We start from the raw sequence: 16856 nt of genomic DNA, 5'->3' as shown, positions 1-16856 counted from the left end.
GAGACTAGAGAAAAATTACATAGGCTAAGGATGCGGAGGGATAGGAATGGCTAGAAAAGCAGTCGCGCAAGAGCTTAGCAGAGAACGAATACTTTCCGAGGCGCGGGAATTATTCGCTACTTTTGGCTATCGCGCTTTAACGATGCGCAGCATCGCAAAAGCAATGGGGTACAGTCATGGGGCGTTATATTATCATTTTAGCGAAAAAGCGGAGTTGTTTTACGCGTTAATTAAAGATGATTTCTCGATGCTGATGCAGCGTCAACGGGAAATGATCGTTCGCGAGCATGGGTTTAGCGTGAATCTGCTTCAGAAGTTAATGATGGAGTTCATCTGGTTCGGCCTTACCAATCCGAATCACTATGAAATGATGTTCATGCTGAATGAACCTGAACTGCAGCAATATTCCCGAACCGAGCAAGCGCAATGCCTGGAAATGTTCGCCATCGTCATTCGTCAGGTCGTTGCGGACCAGCCAGGTTACGACAGCCGGAAGTTTACACTTCCTTGGAATTTGTTTATGTCATTACACGGCCTTATTTCCTATTGCATTCAATTTAAAATTTCCTACGAAGAAGCCCGGAAGCTCGCCGAGGAGCATGTTCGTCTGATCTGCGTCAGTCTGGATTTGGATTCCTATGAGCAGCAGCGCCCGCTTGTCAAAATGGTGGGGCCGAATCTGCCGATTTCGAACGTCATATAAAGAAGGTGTGGAAGAGAGATGAGAGTCTTTCTTCTTTTTTTGTCCCCATTTTATTTTACATTAGCTCCCGCGTGCATTAATATAGGGAAAAGAGAAGCAGGGAAGGATGAAGCGATTACGATGGATTTGAACAACTGGTCGGAAGCGAACGTGGAATTTATGTTTGAGGAGATTAAGAAGAAGCTGCGCATGGCGACGGGAGGCTCAATTAAGGCGTCGAATGTGAGTGCGGAAGCGTACGAGGATTTGAAAGATTTGTATGACATGGTCGCTAGCAAAGATAGATTCAGCATTAGCGAAATTGATGCCATTACGACTGAGCTTGGGAACATTCGTAAGGGATAATCCGCAGCAATAGTGCCGCTTTTTCGGGCTGACGCCTGGAATAGCGGCATTTTTATGTGGACAAACGACTATTTTTGGGAGGAGGATGGACAGTTATCCAAGCGATGTGACCTACACAGGAGTACACTGTAGAGCAATGTATCTCTGGTGGCTAAGGAGGTGGACGCTCGTGTCCCCAGTTCGTAAAGAGGATGTTCGTAAATTGGTCGGTAAGCAAATCGTGGCTCTGAAAAAAGACGGAACCCAAGTATCCGGCAAATTGGTGAGAATTAGCGGTAACACGTTGATTGTTGCTCCACAAAAAGGGAAAAAGGTTCAAGTCAAAGCGATCATTCCATTGGTGTTGTTTGATCTCTTGGCAATTGGCACTGCACCTTATGCGTACGGTGGTTTTGGTGGCTATGGGCCTGGCTTTGGGCCTGGGTTTGGGCCTGGCTTTGGCTTTGGCGGCTTCGGCGGCGGCTTTGGCGGTCCAGGATTCTGGTTCTAAAGCAAAACAAGAGGTTGTATCGAAAGAGGACTTTCGGTACAGCCTCTTTTTACATATCAGAGGGACGTCTCCGATAAACCATTCGTACACCAAACCGGCTGCTGTTGAATAGGCTAGGGTACAGGAATCATCCCATTGCTTTGTCGACCAACGATGGAAGTGAGCTGTGTGCCGAGCTTCATTGTCTTCAAGCCGGCCGCTACGAATTAAGCCTGATAGAAGGATAGGTGACTTGTATGTGCATGCAGAAGCCCCCGGTACCGCTGGATGAAGCGCCGCTCATCCAATTCGATGCGATCCATGTGAATGCGATATCCGACGCATCCGGTATTTTCATTGGCACCAATACGCAAGTCAACTGGTCGTCGAGCGCGAAGGTGAACATGGGCCTTGGTGAAGTAAGCGGTGAGAACAACTACGTGGTCAACAATTTCAATACGATTTATGATAATGATATTATAGACGCGCCTTATACCAAAGGTGATTTCGTGATTGGCCGTCTCTAGCCCTTATAGTCTGCACGCAATGGCAGCTCACTCTGCCGTTTGCGGCGCTTCCCCGGCTTCTTCGGACTTGACGGGAGTCTGTACGGGCGAATAGGCGGAAGCCTGCATGGTAATCATCTCCTGCAGCCATTCGGGCGTTTCGCCATCGCCGACATTGAGCATATCCAGGAAGTCGGAATCGTTCAGCATGGAGCGGGTGCCGACCAATTGATTGTGATCGCCTTCCACAGCGCCGAAGCCTTGTACGGTCTTCTGATTGCTTTGGAAATCGGTGGGCCAGTTATTGCCCATGTTGATACAAGATGCACTTTCAACCGATCCGATGCGGATCGAGCCGATGATGAAAGTCGGCGACATGAACGATGGCACCTGCGAATCCCTCATTTCGTTTTGGATTGTGGCGTAAACCGGTAGCCCGTCGCGGTTCGTTCCGCAGCAGGCCCGGGCTCGGGCTGGCGTCCGGGCGCGTACTCACGACTAGGTCCGGGCTGGATCCCCAAATCTGTCTCCTGTTCAGCTTCGTGCCGGAGCCCTGGTTCCGTCTCCCGCTGAGCCTTCCGCTCATGCTCCGCGGTGGAGGGCGCGCCGTCTGCCGCTGTACGCGGCTCACGCCGCAGTCCCTCACGGCCGGGGACGGATTTCTCAGCCGGCTTCGTTCCGAAATTGTTCCCCAAATTCAGAGAGCCGCTTAACTCCTTGATATCCAAGGCGTCCAATCGAAACGTCAAGTTATCTAGGACAGGCTGATGAATATGTACGTTATCAATATGAATCTGCGGATGTTTGGCGCTAAGCTGCGACAGCTCCTCCTCCAGCTTCTTCAGACGCCTCTCCAGCTGCTGAATGGTCTGGGAAGAGGTAGTTTCCGAGCGAGCAGAGGCTGCCTTGGGCGCGGGAGGAGGTACCGCAGCAGCGCGAGCGGGAGCAGGGGCAGCAGGAGCGGCAGGCGGCGATTTTTTCTTACGAAACCACATACGGTTTCTCAGCTCTTCCTGGTCCAGGCCTGATAATCCACTTTATCGCCATCGCGGACAGCATGTTTACCGCCAATCACAACATTGCGCTCACCGCCGATGCTCCCAAGTCCCCCGTTGATCTTCGCAGAATGACGCCTTCCGACGATCCGGTTCGTTCCTTTGTTCACACTGGATGTATCTGCAAGATTGTCAATATGAATGGATTGAAAATGAATGCGCACCACAGGTATCCCCTCCATCTTCGCGTCTGCGGACAACGTCTCCCCACGAGCTCTTCTCCCCATTATATGGGGACAAAGAGCGAATCATTTCATTTTTTCCCTAAAAAACAAATAACGCTCAACCTGCCTGCTTAGCGGCTGAACGTTAGGTGAACTGAATAGGAACAACCTTCTCGCCGCCTTCCGGAGCGAGTGGGATTCGAATGATCAACAGCCCATTGTGGTACTGGGCCCGCATCTTGTCGGTCAAAGCCCTGCCCGGCAGGCGAAGCACACGCTCGAAAGCGCCGAAGAAGCGCTCGGACAGCCTCATCTGTTCATCGGTCACTTGATAAGGCCGGGCCAGCATGCCGCGGATTAACAGGGATTGATCTCTGAAGGAGAGCTGGATCTGCTCAGGGGCGGACAAGCCGGGAACCTCAGCGACAACGACAAGCTCCTGCGGTGTCTCGTACATATCGATTCTTGGTCCCGTGAGCGGGATGATGCTGGCAATGTCCTGCCAAAATTCAGGACCCAGCACATCGCCGGCTGTAGCCGACAGCCCTTTCCAATCGGGCTTTGGCGGACGGTTACCTGGTGGATTCACGGCCATCATCACCTGACTTTGACATAGGAAATAGCGCTGCAAGCAGCATGCTATTAGTCTATGTGCAGTCGCCGCGGATTATGGCTACCGCCGGTTCTCATTGCTGCGGAGGACGCTGGTCCGCCAGCTGCTGCTGCGCCATGCGGATGAGTTCCCGCACCATGGCACCGCCGATCGGACCGCCGATCTTGCCGGCATCTTCGGAGCTTAGCTGGCCGTTGTAGCCCTGCTGAAGGGGGACGCCAAGCGTTCGGGCAACTTCATATTTGACCAAATCCGGCCGCTGCGGATTGACATTATAGCCTTGATCCCGCATCACTTGGGCTTTGAGCACTCCCAAGCCATGTTCGGATCCGGGCACGATGGCCCGGTTACTTCTTCTGCGCGCCATTAGGCATCACCTCTCGGTGATTAGGATGCCCTGCTGCCGGCTTGTACATGAGTGCGGAATGTAAAATATTTGTGTCCCAAATAATTGCCAATCGTGTAGACACCGTTACCGACAAGAATAGCTCCATTATGGAGCCAGCCGGCAGGTATACCCGGCCAGATGGCGGCAGCAGCTTCCGCGAGCAGCAGACTTCCGCCATAGGACAGGCCGTAACAGATCATAATCACAACGGCGAACTTCCACCAGGAACTGCCAACCGTTGCACGGGAGCGAAACGTAAAGGTACGATTGAGGAAATAGCTGACGATGGCGCCGATGGTGTTGCCGATGAAAGTCGACGCCCAATAGTTCAAATGCAGCAAATTAAACAAAGCGAAACTGGACGACAGACCGACCAGCGTATTGAACAGCCCGACGAGCAGGAAGCGCGCGAAGCTGCCGGACAGGATGACTCGTAAAGACTTCATCTTCATAAGCGGCGAACAGAAACGGCGGCGGGGGCCTGCACGGACGGAGCTTGGCTTCCAGCCTGCTCCTGAGCGCTGCCGTTCAGCGCTTTCTCAACGACGAATAGCGGCCGCTGCTTCACCTCTTTGTAAATTTTGCCTATGTATTCGCCGATTAATCCGAGCGCTAACAGCTGTACGCCCCCGATGAACCAAACGGATAAAATAAGCGAAGTCCATCCGGTCACGGTAGCGCCGAGCAGCTTGCCGACGATCGCATAGATGCCGGCCAGAACGCTGAGCAGAAACAAGAGGAAGCCCATTAACGTTACGAACCGGATCGGGGTTACGCTGAAAGACGTAATGCCGTCGAATGCAAAAGCGAGCATTTTGCGCAGCGGATACTTGGATTCTCCGGCGAACCGTTCCTTACGGTCGTAATACACTTGCGTCGACGGGAATCCGACCAGGGGCACCATCCCGCGAAGGAAGAGGTTGACCTCCTTGAACTTCTCCAAATTATCGAGCGTGCGCTTGCTCATTAAGCGGAAATCCGCGTGATTATAATGAATTTTGACCCCCAGTGAGGTCATGAAGCGATAGAAGCCTTGAGCGGTAGCCCGCTTGAACCAAGTATCGGCCGACCGGTCCTGCCGGATGCCGTATACGATATCGTAGCCTTCACGGTACTTGACGATAAATTCCCGAATGGCATCGGTGTCATCCTGCAGATCGGCATCTATAGAAACGACACAATCGGAATAAGCCTTGGCATGGAGAAGTCCGGCGAGCAGGGCGCTTTGATGTCCGGCGTTTCGAGCCAGCTTCAGCCCGGTAACGAAGGAATTGGCGGCATGGAACCGCTCGATGAGCGACCATGTGGCATCTTTGCTGCCGTCGTCAACGAACAACATCGTGCTTGTGCTTGCAACCAGCTGGTCGGCGATCAAGGCGTCCAGGACACCGCTAAGCCGAAATACCGTTTCCGGGAGGACTTCTTCTTCGTTATAACAAGGGACCACAATGGTCAAAATGGGAGTAGCCACAATTCCTCGTCTCCATCCTAGGGTAGGTAATGATTACATAATTGGCTATAGGCTTTCATTATAGCGTAAAAGTTAACCAAAAAGTAAGCGACCGGAACGAATTTCGTCGTTCGGGCCGCTTGATGAGTCATTACCAGCCAAATCCGAAGGTACTGAGAACGATAACCAAGAGAATGTATAAAACAAGGACAACAGCTACAGCATTTCCGTATCCATAACTCATGTCTATCCCTCCCTTCTCAAAATTACTATATGTCATTCATCTAGAGGGCGTATGGATGAATGTCCCGATTACACACAAATTCCCCCCTCGTTCTCCCCGGATAGCTGATTTTCATCAAGATAGAGCTTCCCATTTGGCCCACATCTCGGGCGGGTTCAGTTCATAGATTTCGTTCTCCCGGAACATAAATTGATGCATGATAAATTCCCGGCGAATCGTGGCAAAATCGGGATGGTAGCTCTTAATCCACTCATTGAGCTCTTTCTCGGTATAGGTGCGCCCCTTATCAAGCTGACCAATGAGATGGGTAAGGACGATCAGTTTCTTCTTAAGCTGGGCGGGTATCGATTTCAGCTTGCCGTCCGGCGTGAAGAAATTGCGAATAACGGATTTCGCGAGAAGAAGATTCATGTCTGCATCCTGCATGGCGGTTGTGTCTCCTTTCCGGTTTCTGAAAATAAGCTCGGCTGTCGCGGTGGCGTTGCTGCGAATAAAATATTCGTTCAAAGTGAAATAAATCGTATTCTTGTCCCTGCGTTCATGAATAAGACTCGCTTCGCGGAGCTTGGCGGCATGATGGGTGATCGTTGCAGGCGTGAGCCCCAATTTCTCGGCCAGCACTCCGCCGCTCAGCTCGCCTTCCCCCAGCAATATGAGCATCCGGACCCGTGTCGCATCGGAGAGCGCCTTATGGTAGGCGATGATTTTGTCCAACTGCATGCGGAGGCCTCCTTGTCTTTATTGGATTAGATATACATCTAATTAGATGATATTCTAATTAGATGTGTGTGTCAACGGGCTTATGCGGAGCGGGCGCCCAAAAGTTTCTTATTTGTTGATGGTCATGTACAATAATAACTAATGTGTTTATTCTCGTTATGAACAATGAAGGAGATTGGCCTTATCATGCGTGTACTTATAATGACCGCAGTTGCGCCCGAGAGAGATGCCGTGCAGCGGGGGCTTGGCCACGACAGCAGGTTCGAGTTCGCCCTGGCCGGCGTCGGGCTCGCTGCTGCCGCTGCTAACGGCGCGATGTCGCTTGCCGCTGCGGATTATGATTTGGTGGTCGTTGCCGGCATTGCCGGCGGATTTCCCGGCGAAGCGGAGATCGGCTCGCTGGTGGTAGCTAGCGAGATCGTCGCCGCCGATCTTGGCGTGGAGCTGCTGGACGGCTTCAGCTCCTTGGACGAGCTCGGCTTCGGCTCGACGCGGATCGGCGTCGATGCCGGCGCAGCCGAGCGGCTTACGGCGGCGCTGACCGCCGCCGGCCTCACCGCGCGCCTCGCGCCGGTGCTCACGGTAGCGACGGCCACGGGGACGGCCGCTACCGCCGCCGCGCTTGCCGCGCGCGTGCCCGGGGCTGCCGCCGAAGCTATGGAAGGCTTCGGCGTTGCCACCGCCGCTGCACTGCGCGGCGTGCCTGTGCTGGAGCTCCGCGCAATCTCGAACGCGGTAGGTCCGCGCGACCGCGATGCCTGGCGCATCGGCGATGCATTGAAAGCTTTAGAAGCAGCAAGTTCAGTCCTAGCGGAGGTGCTTTAAGATGAAAATTGCGTATTCACCCTGTCCGAACGATACATTCGTATTCCACGCCTGGGCGCACGGTCTGATTCCCGGCGCTCCGGAATTGGATGTCCTCTATGCCGACATCGATATCACGAACAAGCTGGCCGCCGAGGGCTCCGGTCCCGACGTGCTGAAAATCTCCTACGCCGCCCTGCCTTGGGTGCTGCAGGAGTATGCCCTGCTGCCGTGCGGCGGCGCTCTGGGCCGCGGCTGCGGTCCGCTCGTGCTGACCAGGTCCGGCGGAGCTTCGCCGGATCCGGCCCAGCTGAGCGGCCGCCGGGTCGCCGTGCCGAGCGAGCGCTCTACCGCGTATTTGCTGTTCCGCCTCTGGGCGGCACAGCATGTGCCCGGCGGCGTGGGGGAAATCGTGGTCATGCCGTTCCACGAGATCATGCCCGCCGTGCGGGACGGCCTCATCGATGCCGGCCTTGTGATCCATGAAGCGCGCTTTACGTACCCGTCGTACGGGCTGGCGCTTCTCAAAGATCTTGGCAGCTGGTGGGAAGAGGACACCCAACTGCCGATTCCGCTCGGCGCCATTGTGGCGCGGCGCTCGATGGATCTTGAGGCGCTTGCGGGCTGGACCCGCGCCTCGGTCAAGTACGCGTGGGCGCATCCGGAAGCTTCGCGCGACTACGTCATGCAGCACGCGCAGGAGATGGACCCGCAGGTGGCGCAGGCGCATATCGACCTGTACGTGAACGAGTTCACCGCCGATCTCGGCGATGACGGCTATGGCGCCGTCCTGACCTTGCTCCAGCGGGCCGCAGAAGCAGGCATCGTGCCGCAGATGGATTATGCGGCACTGTTGAAATAGCGGCAGCTCCGTGACGGGAACTGCTTTCCCCTTGGCCGGACGGTTCCGGGCAGGTGGAACGTAGTTCTGTCCGTCTGGCGTCGCCATTGCCGCTAATTAACGCAAGGATTCTCGTCAATAAAGGGGACCGACCTTCCGTATGGAAGGCCGGTCCCCTTTTATTCATGCTTGGTGCAAGCCCCGATTCACGTTCCTGTACTCAGTCGAATCATTAACACTCCGTCTTGACGCTGCCTGCGCCATCTCCTATGCCCTTCATTGTTATCGATAGTAGTGGCGGATAACCCGAATCCAAAATGTATGCTATTTTTCATATAGATTTATCCGATTTTACTCAATCAACGAAAAATGTAGATGATTTTTCATATAGAATCAGGCGTGGGAGGCCGCTCAGACCAAATTCGCGGTCGATCATGCAGTTTGGCGTGAGTTGGCGTGGGAGACAAGAGCCGCCCTGGCACCCGCTAACCTCCGCTTCGACACATCTGCTATCTCCTTCGTCCGGCAGAGGGTTCCCGATGAAGGAAGCTTGGCGTTTACGAATCCTTGACATGGCTTGGAGTTCGATATCCGTAGCTTGAAATACGCTATTCAGCAAAGGGATTGTGGAGAACGGCCGGTTCATGTGGACGGGGAACACGAGCAGGGGAGGGGTGCCTGTTCTTGTCCGGGCGCGGGCCTAGCCTGGCCCCGGACCTCTCTAACGGACACAGCGGCCCTTATTCACCGAAAAAAGGCCGCTACAAAAATGTAACGGACACCAGAGCCGCTATTTTGCCTATTTCAGGAACGTTTCGCCCGAAAATTGGAAAATAAGGTCACTGGTGTCCGTTAGCGAAGAAGCTCGGCGTATGTTATGCGAATAGCGGCGCCTGTGTCCGTTAGACTATGGCGGGGATCGCCGATCCTCAGCCGATCACGTTCTGTGGCTGCCCGTCGATGTAGGCGCGCACATTCGCCACCGCCGTCGCCATCAGCCGGGCGCGAGCCTCCTTGGTGGCCCATGCGATATGCGGAGTGATGAGCACATTGCGCGCATGCAGCAGCGGATTGTCCGGCGTTGGCGGCTCTACCGTCAACACGTCCAGCCCGGCACCCGCCAGCCGCCCGTCATTCAGCGCCTGCGCGACATCGGCCTCGTTCAGCAAGCCGCCCCGGGCCGTATTCAGCAGCAGGGCTGTCGGCTTCATCAGCGCCAGCCGCTCGGCGTTAATGAGCTGCTGCGTCTCCTCTGTCAGCGGACAGTGGAGGGAAACGACATCGGCCTGCCGCAGCAGCTCTTCGAGCCCTGTCCAGGCAATGCCCTCCACCGGTTCCGGCGTCCGCCGTCCGCTGCCGGTGGCGATGACGTTCATGCCCATCGCCCGGGCGATGAGCGCGGTTTGCTTGCCGATCTGTCCCAGGCCGACAAGTCCCATCGTTTTGCCGCTAAGCTCGGTAAGCGGAGCAACCGTATAGCAGAAATCGACGGAGCGTTCCCACGCCCCGCTTACGACGCTGTCGCTATGCCGCTGCACCCGGTGGGCAAATTCCAGCAGCAGCGCAAAAACGAGCTGCGCCACGGAATGCGTGCTGTAAGCAGGCACATTCGTTACGAGGACATTGTGCTCCTTGGCAGCCGCAAGGTTGATGATATTGTAGCCGGTCGCCAGAACGCCGATATAGCGCAGCTTGGGCAGCTGCCGGATGGTTGCGGCAGAGAGCGGCGTCTTGTTCGTTAACACGATGTCGGCATCGGCCGCCCGATCGGTGATTTGGGCTTCGGCAGTCCGGTCATAGACCACGATGTCCCCCAGTTGATGCAAGCCATCCCAATCCAGGTCGCCGGGATTCAACGTATAGCCGTCAAGCACAACAATTCGCATGGTGCAATGACCTCCTAGTCCCTTATTCTTAAAAATTGCTTAATTTCCTTATGCAACAGCCAGTCCTCTTGTAACTATCCTCAGCTTCACAGCCTACCGGCTTCACTTCTTGGAAGGCGCATCGCGAAATGGCTGCAGGAACACCTTCGGAATGTTCGTCTCGAAACGCAAAGTTTCGCCGGTGGTCGGATGCACGAAGGCCAGTACGCGCGCGTGAAGTCCGAGGCGGCCGATTTCCTTCGATTTGGAGCCGTATTTCTTATCCCCGACGACGGGGTGGCCGATGTCCTGCATATGAACGCGGATTTGATTCTTGCGCCCGGTTTCCAGATTGACCTCCAGCAGCGAGTAATTCCGGTTCGCCTGTAACGTTTTGTAATGCGTTACGGCATGCTGGCCGTCATTCGGATACGGCGTGGAATACATTTTGAGCGACTTCGCATGTTCCTTGAGCCAAGAGGAGATCGTCCCCTCCGGCTTCTTCACCATGCCTTCCACGAGAGCGACGTAGGTTCGCTCTTTGACACTGTCCTGCCAGGTGTTCTGCAGATGCTGCTGAACCCGTTCGCTCTTCGCGAACATCATGACGCCCGAGGTGTCGCGGTCGAGCCGGTGCACGACGAAGATTCGGGCCTTCGGATCATGATTGCGCACATGCGCCGTAAGCTGGCGGTAAGCGGTTATTTGTTGTTCTTCCGGATTGGTGGCGATCGAAAGCAGGCCTGAATCCTTCTGAATCACGATAAGATCCGCATCTTCATGCAGGATGGACATACCCGCCAGAGGTATTTGTTCGACGATCTTCTCTTTGTTAATGGTCACTATCTGCTCGGGCTGCAGCGGGTGATTGTAAGCGGTGACGACCCTGCCGTTCACGGAGACTTGTCCGCGGGCGAGGATGGCTTTGACCGAGTTCCGGCCGACGCCGGACAGCTTTTCCAATAAGAAGGGCAGGAGCTCCCCCGGTTCTTTGACCGTATACTGACGTGTATTGGCTTCTTGTCCGTCTTTGGCAGAGACGGGTTTATGGGATTGTACCTTGCTGATTTTAAGTTTCGGATGGTGATTCTGGCTCTTGCCAGGGCGTTGATGCGGCTTGCCTGGATTTTTGGGCATTGTGATGACCTCCTGTTTCAACTATCGATAATAAGTCCCGGCCCGATGATGTTCCTTCCACTATATCACGTTCGCCCAAGCTTAGAAACGACGCTATCCCATTTCACTGTTCTCCGCAAGTGTAACTTTTGTGTAACCATGCAAAGAGTATAGTAATAGCATCTTATATGAATGAAAGGCGGGTACTTTTATCATAATGGGACGTTCTGATGATTTCTTATCCTTAAACTACGCGCGCAGGCTCTTCCTGCAAGGCATTCAATTGGTGCACAGACCGAAGACAACCTTCTTCATCCGGCAGCAAACGGGAGAAACGCCGCTTTATTTGGCAGATGCCATCTGCCCTGAAGCCGGGCGGGGGACGCTTGCCGTGACGAATCATTATATCGTATTCCTGGATGGAAATAAAAAAACAGTGAAGCTTTTTCCGCTGCTTAGTGTTGCCGCATGGGGCGTCGATACGGACGGGCAAGCGCCTTTCTTCTGGCTCGAAGGGATTTTCGAGCAGGGCAAGGGCAGCAGCAGCACGCATAAATGGTATACAGCCAGCCACAAGGATATGCTGGAGACGGTGACCGCGCATATGGAGCAGGGTGCGGTGGCGAAGAAAAGAGCGGCTCTTGCATGTAGCAGGGAGAAGCTTGATACCTATATGGCGGTTGTAAATACGATTTTGAACCAGCAGAGCGAGGTGATTTTGCTCGAGGGCAAGGCCGCGCTGGACGATCAAGCGGATACGCTGCTGCAGAATACCCAGGTCATGCTGGATGCGCTGTGGGAGTATTTCTTGACGCGAACGTTGGCGCAGCTGCTCGGCATTCAAGATGATGTCGTCGGGAAGCTGAAAGATCAGGTGATGTGCTACGCAGCGCTCAAGGGCAATCGGATCGCCAAAATCGTGCTCGAGGCAAGAGGGTATGCACTGCCTGCCGCAGATGTTTTCATTGATTCGGATGCTTTTATCGATGAGTATTACCAGGCGGTACTGCCGCCGTTTGAAATTTTGGAGAAGGTTCATGAGGACGTATTGGCTTTATCCGGGAAGCTTCTTCCCGAATTCGGCCGGCATGCTGATTCCCTGCGGTTTTTGGTGTCGGAAGCCGTTCAGTTAGGCTACAGGGTCACCATCGCCAACGCGATGGTTGTGGTCAAAATGTCCCGACGAATCGCGTAACTCTGGATGAGAAGAGAAAAATGAGCTAAAGTGCAATCTGCGGATTGCGCTTTTTTTCCATTTTGCCTGCGCATATTGTTTCTTGGCCGCGTTCCTTATATGATAGAACCTAACATAGCATGGAATGGAATGGTGGTGCACCGGTGGCTTTTGCACACGTCAATGGAGTCAGCCTATACTACGAACTTATACCTTCTACGAGCTGCTCCGAGGAAACAATCGTTCTCCTGCATGGAAACGGTTTTGACTCTTCACGATGGGGGCGCTTGGTAGACGGGCTGAAAGAGGATTATCGTCTTCTGCTTGTCGATTTGCGCGGATGCGGACAAAGTGAACCGACCTTGGACGAAGTTTCATGGGGTCTATTTGTCGATGATGTGTATGTCTTGACCCGGCAGCTGCAGATAGATAGCTTCCATCTGCTGGGTCACAGCTTTGGCGGATCTCTCGCCGTAGCTTTCGCCATTCGTTATCCGAATCTCGTACAATGCTTGATTCTGATCTCGATGAATATGCTTTTTCCCGAAAAGGACGGGAGTGTGGCCATCGATAGCTACTTGAATCTGATCGACTCGCATGGCCTTCCTTATACGCTTGAGAAATTTCTGGTGCCCGCCCTGACGGTCGCTCCCTTCGAGCATGAGGAAGCCCAGCGGCTTTACCATATGTATTTGGGCGTTTCCATAGCCAATTATACGAAGCTGTTTAAACTGCAAGTCCTCAGCCGGCAGCTCAGCGAGCTCCATGTGATCCAAAACCCGACCTTACTCCTTGCTGGGGAATTTGATACAGTTTATCCTTCTTCTTTCCAAAATATGACGGCTGAACGTATTCCCGGCGCGACGTTTTATATCGTTCCGCATGCGGCCAATGCCGTCTTTATCGACCAGCCCGGCGTAACGGTACAATGGATTAAGGGCTTTATCCGGCGTAAAATGGAAGGAGCTCCCGTGGTCAGAACGGCCAAAGATCTGGCAATTGCGGGATCGCTTCAGCAGATGCGGAATTCGTTCGTCCAAACGTTTTTTGCGGATGAGCGTCAGGACGATCCCGTGCTCAAAGTGGAGCTGATGTACGGCTTCCGTGTGTTTGTGAACGGTCGGGAGCTGCTGGACGGCTGGAACAAACGGTATGCCACCAATATTATGGCCTACCTTGTGATGCATCCCTCTTCCATCAAGGAGGAGCTGTGCGATGCGGTTTTCCCGAATGTTCCGCTGCCGGCAGCCATGAAAAACTTGAAAGTCTATATCAATTATTTGAAAAAGCTGCTTACGCAGGACGGGGTCTCCTTGTTGAAATCAGACCACAAACGTCTCTATTTCCAATGCAAGGTCGAATGCGATCTGGTTGATTTTCTTGAAGATTTGCAAACTGTGAGACTGATGGAGGATCGGGATGAGAAGAAATACGAACTCAGCCTCCGGCTCATCCGCTCGATGCGGCAGAAGCAAATCATGTCCGGCTTGTACGACCAATGGTTTATCGATATGAAGGCAAACGCCGAGTTCAGGCTTGGGATGCTCATGGCATGGATGTCCGAGCGGGAGGGACAGCGGGGCGACACCCGGAAGGCCGAAGAATTGCGCAAACTGGCGAATTACTATTTGAGTTCGGACGAGTGAGTGGCATGAAGTCGAGCAGAAGGAAGGCAGGGCATGCACGGAAGGACCGTACGGGATTGACGCCTACTTTCAAAGCTTTGAAATAAGCGCGGAGCAGCCCGCGTCCAGGATGCGAGGTACCGCTATCCAACAGATGAACAAACCGCCAGGAAACTTTCCTGGCGGTTTGTTCCGCTTCCAAGGCTCACTGGCCATGCTCATACGCGAGAGATTGTACTTCCTGCGACAAAATTCCCTTGCAGGCGGACGTGCTCATGCGGCAGATGCGGATTGGCGATCCGCCACAGCATCCGGTCTGCCGCACGGTAGCCCGATTCGCGGATGAACAGCTGCGGGCGCGAGCAGAGGGGGAGCGTGTCCACTTGCTCGTTGAGCAAGGCGACGAACGAGCATGTCTGCGGGATCCCCACACCCATTGCGCGCAGGGTATGATAGACAGGCGCCGCTTCCTCGTCGATGCCGCAGATCACGGCCGTCGGTTTGCGCGCCCGATACAGCGCCTCGAAGTCCTTCAGCCACTTCTCGGTGCCGTCCCGCAGGATCGCATGCTCCTCGGGATGGACCGTTCGGCCGGCTTCGTTCATCGCTTCGCAGAAAGCTTGCCAGCGAAGGACGAAGCCCCGCTGATCCCGCGTATCGCCTACGTAGAGGATGTTCGTGTGCCCCATGCGGACAAGTCTTCTTACAGACTGGAACACAGCTTCGTACACGTCCCAGATGACGCTGTCGACCCGGGATTCCGGCGGCGGGAAATTGAGCAGAATCCGCGGCAGGGGCAGCTCCAGCAGCTGGCGCTCCAGCAGGTCGTGATTCATGCGGGGCGCGATGAACACGCCTTCCGCGTACAGCAGCTCCTGCTCCTCGGCCCAGGCTTCGAACTGCGAGGGCTTCAGATCCGGCGGGATGAGCAGCGGCTGCACGGTGTGGCCGAACTCCATGAACCGCTCGTGAAGGCCTTGCAGCAGCAGGCGGTTGAAGTTCAGGGACAGCTTGTTCTGAACGAGTACGAAACGCCGCTGAACGACCGGAAAGGGAGAGATATGGTCCAGCTGCAGCGTCTGCTTCTGGTCTTTGGTCATATAGCCGAGCTCACGGGCAAGCTTGAATACTTCGCTACGGGTCTGCTCGGACATGCCGGGCAGCCCGCGCAGCGCCTTGGATACCGTCTGAATCGTCAAACCGAGCCGATCCGCTAAATCATGCAGCGTTATTCGTTTGCGCATAAGGCTGGAAGTCTCCTTTTTAAGCGTTCTATTACCGATAATTTTAAACTAATTTTAAACTAAATTGAAAGTAAATTTTAAACTATACTTGAGGAAAGCGAGGATGAATGTACAGAAGAAGGAGCGAACTTAAATGAACAAAAGCATAGAAGCGGATATCGTAGTCGTAGGCGGAGGGCCTGCCGGCGTGAACGCAGCCATTGCCGCGGGGCGGAGCGGGGCGAAGACGGTTTTGATTGAGAAATACGGGTTCATCGGAGGCATGTCGACCGCAGCGCTCGTCTATCCTTGGATGACGTTCCATACGACGGAAGGCAAACAGGTGATCAAAGGGCTGGCCCAGGAAATCATCGACCGCCTCATGGCGATGAATGCTTCGCCCGGCCACTTGCGGGACACAGTCGGCTTCGTGCACACGATTACGCCGTATCATCCCGAAATTTACAAGGTGCTGGCCGTCGACATGCTCAAGGAAGCGGGCGTGAAGCTGCTGTTTCACAGCTTCGTTGATCAGGTGGAGACGGTGGATAACCGCATTCAATCGGTGCAGCTGACGTCCAAGTCCGGTAAAATCAACGTGCGCGGCCAAGTGTTCATCGATACGACGGGCGATGCCGACCTCGCGTACTTGTCCGGCGCTCCTTGCCTGCAAGGCCGGGACGGCGATAGGCTGACACAGCCGATGACGATGAAGTTCCGGATGCGGGGCGTTGATTTGGCGGCGGTCAAACAGTATATGATCGATCATCCGGACGAGTTCTATAAGAAAACGCCGTTCGCCGAGCTGGCGGAGCTGCCGTTGTCCGGTGTGCTCGGCTATTTCAAGCACTGGAAGGAAGCGAACCTGCCGATCAACCGCGATCAGGTGCTCTTCTTCACGGGGCCGGAAGCCGACGAAGTGCTGGTGAATACGACGCGCGTGCAGGGGCTTGACGGCACCAACGTGGAGGATTTGACCGAAGCGGAGGAGCTCGGGCGCAAACAGGTGCTGATGGTGGCGGCCTTCATGCGGGATCATCTGCCGGGCTTCGAGAAGGCTTCGATCTCTTCGGTCGGCGCCCAGATCGGCATCCGCGAGACGCGCCGCATTGACGGCCAGTATGCGCTGCAAGTGGACGATGTTGTGCAGGGACGCCATTTTGAAGACGTCATCGCGCGGAGCGGGTACCCGATCGATATTCACGATCCGTCCGGCAAAGGTGTGACAGCCGCTTGGGTCCAAGGCGATGGCGCGTATGATATCCCATATCGCTGCTTGCTCCCGCAAAAAATTGAGAACCTGCTCACCGCAGGCCGGTGCATATCGACGACCCATGAAGCGCTGGCGACTACGCGTCTAACGCCAAGCTGCATGGCGACCGGTCAAGCGGCCGGCTCGGCGGCGGGCCTCGCGGTCAAGCACGGCGTGCTGCCGGGGCAAATCGACGTTGCCGAGCTGCAGGCAGTGCTCGTGCAGGATGGAGCGCTGTTGTCCTAGGACGGCGCTCGGCGGATGGAGGCTGAAGCCGGCAAGCTTCAGCCTCTGTCCGA

General features: G+C 54.8%; 20 protein-coding genes. 9 read left to right on the top strand and 11 right to left on the bottom strand.

What is annotated here, in order from left to right; translation table 11 throughout:
- Positions 1-46 precede the first annotated feature (46 nt).
- The 4 genes from PUT07_RS05460 to PUT07_RS05445 all read left to right on the top strand — a co-directional run bounded on the left by PUT07_RS05460 (position 47) and on the right by PUT07_RS05445 (position 2044).
- Positions 47-703 (top strand): TetR/AcrR family transcriptional regulator, encoded by a 657-nt coding sequence (locus tag PUT07_RS05460; RefSeq protein WP_274466796.1) that lies wholly within the window; start codon positions 47-49, stop codon positions 701-703.
- A gap of 120 nt (positions 704-823) precedes the next feature.
- Positions 824-1048 (top strand): DUF1128 domain-containing protein, encoded by a 225-nt coding sequence (locus tag PUT07_RS05455; protein WP_274466794.1) that lies wholly within the window; start codon positions 824-826, stop codon positions 1046-1048.
- A gap of 136 nt (positions 1049-1184) precedes the next feature.
- Positions 1185-1538, top strand: a complete 354-nt coding sequence (locus tag PUT07_RS05450) for a hypothetical protein (RefSeq protein ID WP_274466793.1) — start codon at positions 1185-1187, stop codon at positions 1536-1538.
- A gap of 242 nt (positions 1539-1780) precedes the next feature.
- Positions 1781-2044, top strand: coding sequence for a hypothetical protein (locus PUT07_RS05445; RefSeq protein WP_274466791.1), 264 nt, complete (start codon positions 1781-1783; stop codon positions 2042-2044).
- A gap of 27 nt (positions 2045-2071) precedes the next feature.
- Here the strand turns inward: PUT07_RS05445 and PUT07_RS05440 are convergent, their stop codons facing one another.
- The 8 genes from PUT07_RS05440 to PUT07_RS05405 form a co-directional block, all read right to left on the bottom strand.
- Positions 2072-2401: a hypothetical protein gene (locus tag PUT07_RS05440; RefSeq protein ID WP_274466790.1), complete on the bottom strand. Its 330-nt coding sequence runs from the start codon at positions 2399-2401 to the stop codon at positions 2072-2074.
- Between the two features lie 23 nt (positions 2402-2424).
- Positions 2425-3018 carry a hypothetical protein gene (locus PUT07_RS05435; protein ID WP_274466789.1) on the bottom strand — a complete coding sequence of 198 codons (594 nt, stop codon included), beginning with the start codon at positions 3016-3018 and terminating at the stop codon, positions 2425-2427.
- 8 nt (positions 3019-3026) lie between these two features.
- Complete coding sequence (locus tag PUT07_RS05430; RefSeq protein WP_274466788.1) at positions 3027-3245, bottom strand: hypothetical protein; 219 nt, start codon at positions 3243-3245, stop codon at positions 3027-3029.
- 142 nt (positions 3246-3387) lie between these two features.
- The gene (locus PUT07_RS05425) at positions 3388-3831 is read right to left on the bottom strand and encodes an Hsp20/alpha crystallin family protein (protein ID WP_274466787.1); all 444 of its coding nucleotides are present in this window, start codon (positions 3829-3831) and stop codon (positions 3388-3390) included.
- Between the two features lie 97 nt (positions 3832-3928).
- Positions 3929-4222, bottom strand: a complete 294-nt coding sequence (locus PUT07_RS05420) for an alpha/beta-type small acid-soluble spore protein (RefSeq protein WP_274466786.1) — start codon at positions 4220-4222, stop codon at positions 3929-3931.
- 20 nt (positions 4223-4242) lie between these two features.
- A complete protein-coding gene (locus tag PUT07_RS05415; protein ID WP_274466785.1) occupies positions 4243-4689 on the bottom strand; it encodes a GtrA family protein in 447 nt (148 codons plus the stop codon).
- Between the two features lie 2 nt (positions 4690-4691).
- Complete coding sequence (locus PUT07_RS05410) at positions 4692-5714, bottom strand: glycosyltransferase family 2 protein (protein ID WP_274466784.1); 1023 nt, start codon at positions 5712-5714, stop codon at positions 4692-4694.
- A gap of 337 nt (positions 5715-6051) precedes the next feature.
- Positions 6052-6657, bottom strand: coding sequence for a DUF2087 domain-containing protein (locus PUT07_RS05405; RefSeq protein WP_274466783.1), 606 nt, complete (start codon positions 6655-6657; stop codon positions 6052-6054).
- A 186-nt stretch (positions 6658-6843) separates the two neighbouring features.
- On the opposite strand from PUT07_RS05405, the gene PUT07_RS05400 reads away from it, so the two are divergent.
- Positions 6844-7482, top strand: coding sequence for a futalosine hydrolase (locus tag PUT07_RS05400; RefSeq protein WP_274466782.1), 639 nt, complete (start codon positions 6844-6846; stop codon positions 7480-7482).
- Position 7483: 1 nt separating this feature from the next.
- A complete protein-coding gene (locus PUT07_RS05395) occupies positions 7484-8323 on the top strand; it encodes a 1,4-dihydroxy-6-naphthoate synthase (RefSeq protein ID WP_274466781.1) in 840 nt (279 codons plus the stop codon).
- A 908-nt stretch (positions 8324-9231) separates the two neighbouring features.
- Here PUT07_RS05395 and PUT07_RS05390 read toward each other — a convergent pair.
- Positions 9232-10188: a D-2-hydroxyacid dehydrogenase gene (locus PUT07_RS05390; protein ID WP_274466780.1), complete on the bottom strand. Its 957-nt coding sequence runs from the start codon at positions 10186-10188 to the stop codon at positions 9232-9234.
- Between the two features lie 102 nt (positions 10189-10290).
- On the bottom strand, positions 10291-11304 hold the full coding sequence (locus tag PUT07_RS05385) for an RluA family pseudouridine synthase (protein WP_274466779.1): 1014 nt from the start codon (positions 11302-11304) through the stop codon (positions 10291-10293).
- A 196-nt stretch (positions 11305-11500) separates the two neighbouring features.
- On the opposite strand from PUT07_RS05385, the gene PUT07_RS05380 reads away from it, so the two are divergent.
- Together PUT07_RS05380 and PUT07_RS05375 are read left to right on the top strand one after the other, a co-directional pair.
- Positions 11501-12478: a hypothetical protein gene (locus tag PUT07_RS05380; RefSeq protein ID WP_274466778.1), complete on the top strand. Its 978-nt coding sequence runs from the start codon at positions 11501-11503 to the stop codon at positions 12476-12478.
- Between the two features lie 143 nt (positions 12479-12621).
- Positions 12622-14103 (top strand): alpha/beta fold hydrolase, encoded by a 1482-nt coding sequence (locus PUT07_RS05375; RefSeq protein ID WP_274466777.1) that lies wholly within the window; start codon positions 12622-12624, stop codon positions 14101-14103.
- A gap of 197 nt (positions 14104-14300) precedes the next feature.
- Here PUT07_RS05375 and PUT07_RS05370 read toward each other — a convergent pair whose 3' ends face one another.
- Complete coding sequence (locus tag PUT07_RS05370; protein WP_274466776.1) at positions 14301-15326, bottom strand: LacI family DNA-binding transcriptional regulator; 1026 nt, start codon at positions 15324-15326, stop codon at positions 14301-14303.
- 133 nt (positions 15327-15459) lie between these two features.
- Between PUT07_RS05370 and PUT07_RS05365 the strand changes: the two genes are divergently transcribed.
- The gene (locus PUT07_RS05365) at positions 15460-16803 is read left to right on the top strand and encodes an FAD-dependent oxidoreductase (protein ID WP_274466775.1); all 1344 of its coding nucleotides are present in this window, start codon (positions 15460-15462) and stop codon (positions 16801-16803) included.
- Positions 16804-16856 lie beyond the last annotated feature (53 nt).

Origin of the sequence: Paenibacillus sp. MAHUQ-63, from assembly GCF_028765165.1 — a bacterium.
Classification (GTDB): domain Bacteria; phylum Bacillota; class Bacilli; order Paenibacillales; family NBRC-103111; genus Paenibacillus_E.
Note: the sequence above shows the minus strand (reverse complement) of the source record. Positions and strands in the feature narration are given on the sequence as shown.